This window comes from Planococcus chinensis, from assembly GCF_020071995.1.
Classification (GTDB): domain Bacteria; phylum Bacillota; class Bacilli; order Bacillales_A; family Planococcaceae; genus Planococcus; species Planococcus chinensis_A.
Genome location: NZ_JABWTK010000013.1, coordinates 65,466 through 72,221, shown reverse-complemented (window position 1 = coordinate 72,221; position 6,756 = coordinate 65,466). Strand labels below are relative to the sequence as shown.

Sequence of the window (6,756 nt, the reverse complement as noted above, 5' to 3'; positions counted from 1 at the left end):
CATAACCCGGAGGTCGCAGGTTCAAATCCTGCCCCCGCAACCAAAAAGGTCCCGTGGTGTAGCGGTTAACATGCCTGCCTGTCACGCAGGAGATCGCCGGTTCGATCCCGGTCGGGACCGCCATTTTTATCTTAATTATGTGGGTCAGTAGCTCAGTTGGTAGAGCATTAGATTGAAGCTCTAAGTGTCGGCGGTTCGATTCCGTCCTGACCCACCATTTTTTGCGGGTGTAGTTTAGTGGTAAAACCTCAGCCTTCCAAGCTGATGATGAGAGTTCGATTCTCTTCACCCGCTCCATTATACATATGGGCCTATAGCTCAGCTGGTTAGAGCGCACGCCTGATAAGCGTGAGGTCGATGGTTCGAGTCCATTTAGGCCCACCATTCCGAAGTAGCTCAGTGGTAGAGCACCGCACTGTTAATGCGATGGTCGTAGGTTCGAGTCCTACCTTCGGAGCCATACTGGGGAAGTACTCAAGTGGCTGAAGAGGCGCCCCTGCTAAGGGTGTAGGTCGGGAAACCGGCGCGAGGGTTCAAATCCCTCCTTCTCCGCCAGTAATTGGCCCCTTGGTCAAGCGGTTAAGACACCGCCCTTTCACGGCGGTAACACGGGTTCGAATCCCGTAGGGGTCATCTTAAAAGAGACATGCATTCAATTGCATGTCTCTTTTTCTATTCTAAGATTAAAGAAATAGCCACTCCGATTAGAGTGGCTATTTTAGATGGACAACGACTTCTTGTTTTTTATTCGCTGCTTGGCTATGGATAATCATGCCGAACATCACGGTGGCAATTCCGATCCAGCCTAAAGAAGAAGGCCAGGCAATCGAGAGGAAAACCACTTCTCCGGCTAACGCAAACAATACCTCCAATGACTGGGTGGCTTCTACAGCAGCTAGTTTTTTCATGTCTTGGCGAACCAGATCGGTAGCCATGAAAAACAGGACAGTCGCGATTACACCGGAACATACAGCTACGATTAATGATTGTATGACTTGTGGGGAACCTGGTGCACCTAACGTCCAGAATCCGTAGCTTGAAAGCACTATCCAAAATGGGAGGCTGGCTAAGGTCATGCCGAGAACGCGTTGATAGGCATCCAATCTTCCATCGCAAAGTTCCATCATCTTGCGGTTGCCTAGCGGATAAGCAAATGAAGCTAAGAGGACGGGCAGAAAACCTAATAAGAAGCTTTTGACGGGCATCTGCTGCGCATTTTCGAGCTGCAGAAGCAAAACCCCTAAAAGAATGATGAGAGACAGAGCTAATCCCCGATAAGGTATTTGTTCCCGGACCAGAAGAGGGCCGTTTCGCGTCTGAATCGTTGAGTAAAACAACGGAGCCAGTATAGAACCTGAAATGATGGTGATTTGCCAAGTGCCGGCAATCAGCCAGCCAGGGGAATAGGCAGCTGCATAACATAAAGGGGCGTAGAAGAGAACGAAGCCAATAAAGCTCCATAGCAGCCACGCAGCCGGATTGCTTTTCATTTCTACTAGAAGCGGCTTTAAATTTCTTCTAGCGAGTACAATGATTAATAAGAGGGGTACCATAAAGAAATATCGCAAAGAGGCACTCCAAATCCAGCTACCTCCTGAAGATTCCATGCTGGCATTCAAAACAAAGGTGAAAGCAAAAAAGAAAGCTGCAAAAACTCCAAGGGCAATCGGGCGCATATAAGTTCCTCCTGCTTCTAAAAATTTATCTCAATATATCGTGTTTGTGCATACAGGTCAATGCAAGGAGCTGTTTCTATTTTCGAATAGCTGCGGTTTTTATTTGCGAAGAAAAGCAGCCGTAAGCTGGTACCGCTTTATTGTGAACTATTTCATAGAAATATTTTAGACATAAATGCACTTGTTTTGGATTTCATTTTAGGGGGAAATACAGCAAATGTTGTGCTGTATTTAATAGAAAAGAGTATGATAGAAGATAGAGATTAAAAAGTGAAGCAGATTGTGCTTATACGGCACAACCAGTTTAAAACGGAGGGAAAAAGATGAATCCACAACAGTATTCATCGATTGAACAATATACGGATACGCGTTATTCGGCGTACCGTTTTTACACTGAAACAATTGAAGTATCGCGGATGTCGGCCTTGGCTTTTTTTGAAGCCGGAGAAAAGCAGCATAAGGGAAAACGCATGTTTTGGCAAAACCGTGAAAAGACTTTCACCTTGGTTGGCCTTGGCCACGCTCATGTACTCGCTTCATCGGTTCATGAAGGGCGCTTTGAAGAAATTAAGCAAAATTGGGAAAGCTTGTGCAAGCAAATTGTTAATGAAGAACCGGATGTCGAGCCGATTTTATTCGGCGGCTTTTCATTTGATCCGTTAAATGAACTTGAAAGCGAATGGACCCATTTTCCGGAAGCTTATTTTGCAGTGCCTTCTTTCCAATTGGTCATTAAAGATGACCAAGCTTACGTCAGCATCAATTTGATTACGACGGAAAAAGAGACTTTCAGCCAATTCGAGGCCATGCGGAAAGAGCGGGACCGCCTTATTCATGCAGCGCAAGTTTTGGAGTTGCCAAAATATCAGAAACCCATGGTAGTGGGCCGTTCGGAAATCAAAAAAGAACAGTATCTTGATTCCATCAATAAAGTAACCCGTATCATCAAAGCGGAGCAGGCAGAAAAAGTGGTGATCGCCCGGTCGTTGAAATTGGACTTTGAAGAACCGCTTTCGGCTTCGTCGGCTTTGTATCAAGTTTCAGAGGAACAGCCGGAAAGCTTCTTGTTCGGCTTGGAGGCAGAAACCCAATTTTTCTTTGGAGCTACACCTGAACGCCTTGTAAAAGTGAAAGAAAGCCAGGCCTTGTCAACTTGCCTTGCTGGATCGACTCCGCGCGGAAAGACTGTGGAGAAGGATGCAGAACTTGGGGAAGCCTTGTTGAACGACAAAAAGAATCGCTCGGAACATCAATATGTGGTAAATATGATCCGTGAAGTATTTGATAGCCATACTTCGCGTTTAACTGTACCCAATGTACCGAAACTGATGAAAATACGGGATATCCAGCATTTGTACACGCCGGTTGAAGGCGAAATGATTTCTGGATCCACCTTGTTTGATCTGGTACGGGACTTGCATCCGACTCCGGCACTTGGCGGGGAACCGAAACAAGAAGCGTTGGATTTGATCCGCCAATATGAAACGATGAACCGGGGATATTATGCGGCGCCGGTTGGCTGGATTGACGCCAAAGGCGACGGCGAGTTCGCTGTCGCAATCCGTTCCGCACTATTAAATGAAAAAGAAGCTTATCTGTACGCAGGAGGCGGAATCGTAGAAGATTCCACACCTGAATCGGAATACGATGAAACCTGGGTTAAATTCAGACCGATGCTGCGTGCACTTGGAGGTCAATTGAGTGACGAATCGTAAATCTTTAACGGAATATGTATCAGCATTTACCCATTCACTTGTGCATCTAGGCATTACGGATGTTGTAATCAGTCCTGGGTCCCGGTCTACTCCGCTTGCCTATGCTTGCATGAAGCAAGAAGGCTTGACTGTTTACCGCCAGATTGATGAACGTTCGGCCGCTTATTTTGCGCTGGGCCTGGCCAAAGCGTCCGGCAATCCGGTTATGCTGCTTTGTACATCCGGAACGGCAGCTGCGAATTATTTTCCTGCTATTGTAGAGGCTTATTATGCCCGCGTTCCGCTATTGGTCGTAACAGCAGACCGGCCGCATGAATTGCGGGAAGTCGGCGCTCCTCAGGCCATCAATCAAATCAATCTTTTCGGTTCCCATGTGAAATGGGCAACTGATTTGCCGATGCCGGAAGAAAACAACTTGCTTGAGTTTTTAGCGCGCCATTTGCATCGTTCCGTAGCCACGGCCAAAACCGAACCAAAAGGACCGGTGCATTTAAATGTGCCGTTCCGTGAACCTCTGCGCATTGATTTTGACCAGCCTTTTGAAAGCCGGGGAGAAATGATGCATTTCACCGGGGAATTTAGGATGAATCAAGAGACGGAGAACTTCCTGCAAGGATTAATGGAAACAGAGCGGGGGTTATTGATAGTCGGAGAAATGACTGCTCCAATGCCCCAGGAATTTTGGCAGTTTATTGCAGATTTGCAATGGCCGGTGCTTGCAGATCCATTATCCAATTTGCGCGCTAACGTCAAGCCGGAACATCAGTATTTAATCATCGATTCCTATGATGCGATTCTAAAAAGTGATGCGTTCAAGGCTTCGATGGCGCCGGATGTGGTGATTCGCATCGGGCCTCAGCCGGTATCCAAGCCGTTGACTTTGTATTTGGCCGCCGTTAAACCGAAAACTTATGTCGTCTTCGATGAAAGTCCAATGATGCGCGATGCCCAGTCGGTTGTGACGCATCATATTCAATCGGCTGCTAAAGGCTTATGGCAGCTGCCGGTCAAAGCCGGAGAAAACAATGCCTATACAGCGAAATGGCAGCAGGCATCCCAATTGTACTGGCAATTGATGGAGCAGCATTGTGAACAGGAACTTGATGAAGGCGTATTGGCAAAAGTATTGTTTGATGAACTGGATCAATGCCATTTGGTGGTCAGCAGCAGTATGCCAATCCGCGACTTGGATACGTACTTCCAGACAAATGAACGTGACGTGATGGTTTATGCCAACCGCGGAGCAAACGGCATTGATGGAGTGGTTTCAACCGCTTTCGGTGTGCAGGCGGCAGTTAAACGCCCGACCTATTTACTGATCGGCGATTTATCTTTTCTGCACGACATGAACGGGTTGATTGCTTCAAAAATGCAGGAAACGGATTTGACGATCGTGGTGATGAACAACGATGGCGGCGGGATTTTCTCTTATTTGCCGCAGTCGGAAGAAGAACGTTATTTTGAAGATTTGTTCGGGACGCCGACAGGGATGAATTTTGAAGATGCTGCGCGGATGTACGACACAGAATATGCCTCTGTAAAGACAAAAGAAGAGCTTATGCAGGCACTGCGGAATCCAAAGCAAAAACCCGTTAAAATCATTGAAGTCTTTACCGATAGACAACAAAACGTGAAGGTCCACCGGAAGTTGTGGAACCGGCTAAGCGAGGAGCTGGCGAAGTAATGGAGATTGCCGGAGTTCGGTATCATGTGGAAGTTTTGAATACGGATAAAGCGCCGACCATCGTTTTTCTCCACGGCTTTACGGGAAGCGCCAAAACCTGGAACGAAGTGGTGGAGTTTTTCCCTGAGTACAAAATTATTTTGGTTGATTTAATCGGCCATGGCAGAACGGAATCACCGGAAGATTCGGCGCGTTATACGATGGAGCGGCAAATCGATGATTTGGATAAGCTTCTTCGCCAATTAAAGGTGGACCATTTTGCTTTGGTCGGTTATTCTATGGGCGGTCGTACAGCGCTTGCTTATGCCTGCACACATCCAGAACACGTGAGAGCGTTGGTTTTGGAAAGTTCATCTCCTGGTTTGAAAACCAGTTCGGACCGGTTGGACCGGCAGCAGCGCGACAGTGAGCTGGCATTGAAAATTTTGGCGAATGGCATTACTTCGTTTGTAGACAGCTGGGAGAACATTCCATTGTTTCACAGCCAGAAAAGTTTGCCGGTAAACGTCAGGCAAGCGGTGCGAGCAGAGCGGCTGTTTCAAAATCCATTGGGCCTTGCCAACAGCTTGATTGGGATGGGGACTGGTAGCCAGTCTTCTTATTGGGGCAAACTCCATAAGCTGGACGTTCCCGTTTTGCTGCTTACAGGCACATTGGACCTTAAGTTTATGGCAATTGCCGAAGAGATGAAACAAGCGCTGCTGAAAGTTCAGCACGGCGTTATTGAAGCTGGCCATGCATTACACGTGGAAAAACCTGCTGAATTTGCTACAATGGTAAAGGAGTATTTGAGTTTACATTATCGAGGAGGAAAATCATGACACGCGAATGGGTAACAGAACGTACATATGAAGACATCAAATATGAAACGTACAACGGCATTGCCAAAATTACGATCAACCGTCCGGAGGTGCGCAATGCATTCCGTCCGAAAACCGTACACGAAATGATCGATGCATTTTCACGTGCACGCGATGATTCAAAAGTAGGCGTTATCGTTTTAACAGGCGAAGGCGAAAAAGCATTCTGCTCTGGAGGCGACCAATCGGTACGCGGCCACGGTGGCTATGTTGGGGAAGATGAAATTCCTCGTTTGAACGTATTGGATCTGCAGCGCTTGATCCGTGTGATTCCAAAACCGGTTGTTGCAATGGTGGCGGGATATGCCATCGGAGGCGGACATGTCCTGCACGTCGTCTGTGACTTGACGATTGCTGCTGACAACGCACGTTTCGGACAAACAGGCCCTCGCGTCGGTTCATTTGACGCTGGCTATGGTTCAGGTTACTTGGCCCGCATCATCGGCCATAAGAAAGCACGTGAAATTTGGTACCTATGCCGTCAATACGACGCTCAGGAAGCACTGGATATGGGCTTAGTCAATACAGTTGTTCCTTACGAGCAATTGGAAGACGAAACAGTGAAATGGTGCGAAGAAATGCTCGAAATGAGCCCGACTGCACTACGCTTTGTAAAAGCGGCAATGAACGCAGACACCGACGGCCTTGCTGGACTTCAGCAAATGGCTGGAGACGCGACATTGCTTTATTACACAACGGATGAGGCAAAAGAAGGACGCGACGCGTTCAAAGAAAAACGCAAACCGGATTTCGGCCAATTCCCTCGTTTCCCTTGATCAACGAATAATCAGAAGCTGTCCTCTACAGGGGCAGCTTTTTTT

At 47.4% G+C, this 6,756-nt stretch carries 5 protein-coding genes and 7 tRNA genes; 11 read left to right on the top strand and 1 reads right to left on the bottom strand.

Translation table 11 applies throughout. From position 1 onward, the window contains the following. The first annotated feature begins 47 nt into the window (after positions 1-47). The 7 genes from HU147_RS16990 (at position 48) to HU147_RS16960 (ending at position 633) form a co-directional block, all read left to right on the top strand. Positions 48-123 (top strand) — tRNA-Asp (locus tag HU147_RS16990). Positions 124-141: 18 nt separating this feature from the next. After that, a tRNA-Phe gene (locus tag HU147_RS16985) sits at positions 142-217 on the top strand. A gap of 6 nt (positions 218-223) precedes the next feature. Further along, a tRNA-Gly gene (locus HU147_RS16980) sits at positions 224-297 on the top strand. A 10-nt stretch (positions 298-307) separates the two neighbouring features. Beyond that, a tRNA-Ile gene (locus tag HU147_RS16975) sits at positions 308-384 on the top strand. A 1-nt stretch (position 385) separates the two neighbouring features. Next, positions 386-460 (top strand) — tRNA-Asn (locus HU147_RS16970). Positions 461-464: 4 nt separating this feature from the next. Beyond that, positions 465-555 (top strand) — tRNA-Ser (locus tag HU147_RS16965). Positions 556-561: 6 nt separating this feature from the next. Continuing rightward, positions 562-633: transfer RNA gene (locus tag HU147_RS16960), tRNA-Glu, on the top strand. Between the two features lie 80 nt (positions 634-713). On the opposite strand, the gene HU147_RS16955 is transcribed toward HU147_RS16960, so the two are convergent. Then, on the bottom strand, positions 714-1,676 hold the full coding sequence (locus HU147_RS16955) for a DMT family transporter (protein ID WP_224077332.1): 963 nt from the start codon (positions 1,674-1,676) through the stop codon (positions 714-716). Between the two features lie 323 nt (positions 1,677-1,999). On the opposite strand from HU147_RS16955, the gene HU147_RS16950 reads away from it, so the two are divergent. The 4 genes from HU147_RS16950 to menB are packed head-to-tail and all read left to right on the top strand — an operon-like array spanning position 2,000 to position 6,711. After that, positions 2,000-3,391, top strand: a complete 1,392-nt coding sequence (locus HU147_RS16950; protein WP_224077331.1) for an isochorismate synthase — start codon at positions 2,000-2,002, stop codon at positions 3,389-3,391. Beyond that, positions 3,378-5,075, top strand: coding sequence for a 2-succinyl-5-enolpyruvyl-6-hydroxy-3-cyclohexene-1-carboxylic-acid synthase (gene menD / locus HU147_RS16945; protein ID WP_224077330.1), 1,698 nt, complete (start codon positions 3,378-3,380; stop codon positions 5,073-5,075). Before HU147_RS16950 ends, menD begins: the two co-directional genes overlap by 14 nt. Further along, complete coding sequence (gene menH, locus HU147_RS16940) at positions 5,075-5,896, top strand: 2-succinyl-6-hydroxy-2,4-cyclohexadiene-1-carboxylate synthase (protein ID WP_224077329.1); 822 nt, start codon at positions 5,075-5,077, stop codon at positions 5,894-5,896. Before menD ends, menH begins: the two co-directional genes overlap by 1 nt. Further along, positions 5,893-6,711: a 1,4-dihydroxy-2-naphthoyl-CoA synthase gene (menB, locus tag HU147_RS16935; RefSeq protein ID WP_224077328.1), complete on the top strand. Its 819-nt coding sequence runs from the start codon at positions 5,893-5,895 to the stop codon at positions 6,709-6,711. The genes menH and menB overlap by 4 nt, the downstream gene beginning before the upstream one ends. Positions 6,712-6,756 lie beyond the last annotated feature (45 nt).

Excerpts from the sequence above, each read along its gene's own strand:
- HU147_RS16955 (WP_224077332.1), bottom strand. The coding sequence starts at position 1,676 with ATGCGCCCGATTGCCCTTGGAGTTTTTGCAGCTTTCTTTTTTGCTTTC.
- HU147_RS16950 (WP_224077331.1), top strand. The coding sequence starts at position 2,000 with ATGAATCCACAACAGTATTCATCGATTGAACAATATACGGATACGCGT.
- menH (WP_224077329.1), top strand. The coding sequence starts at position 5,075 with ATGGAGATTGCCGGAGTTCGGTATCATGTGGAAGTTTTGAATACGGAT.
- menB (WP_224077328.1), top strand. The coding sequence starts at position 5,893 with ATGACACGCGAATGGGTAACAGAACGTACATATGAAGACATCAAATAT.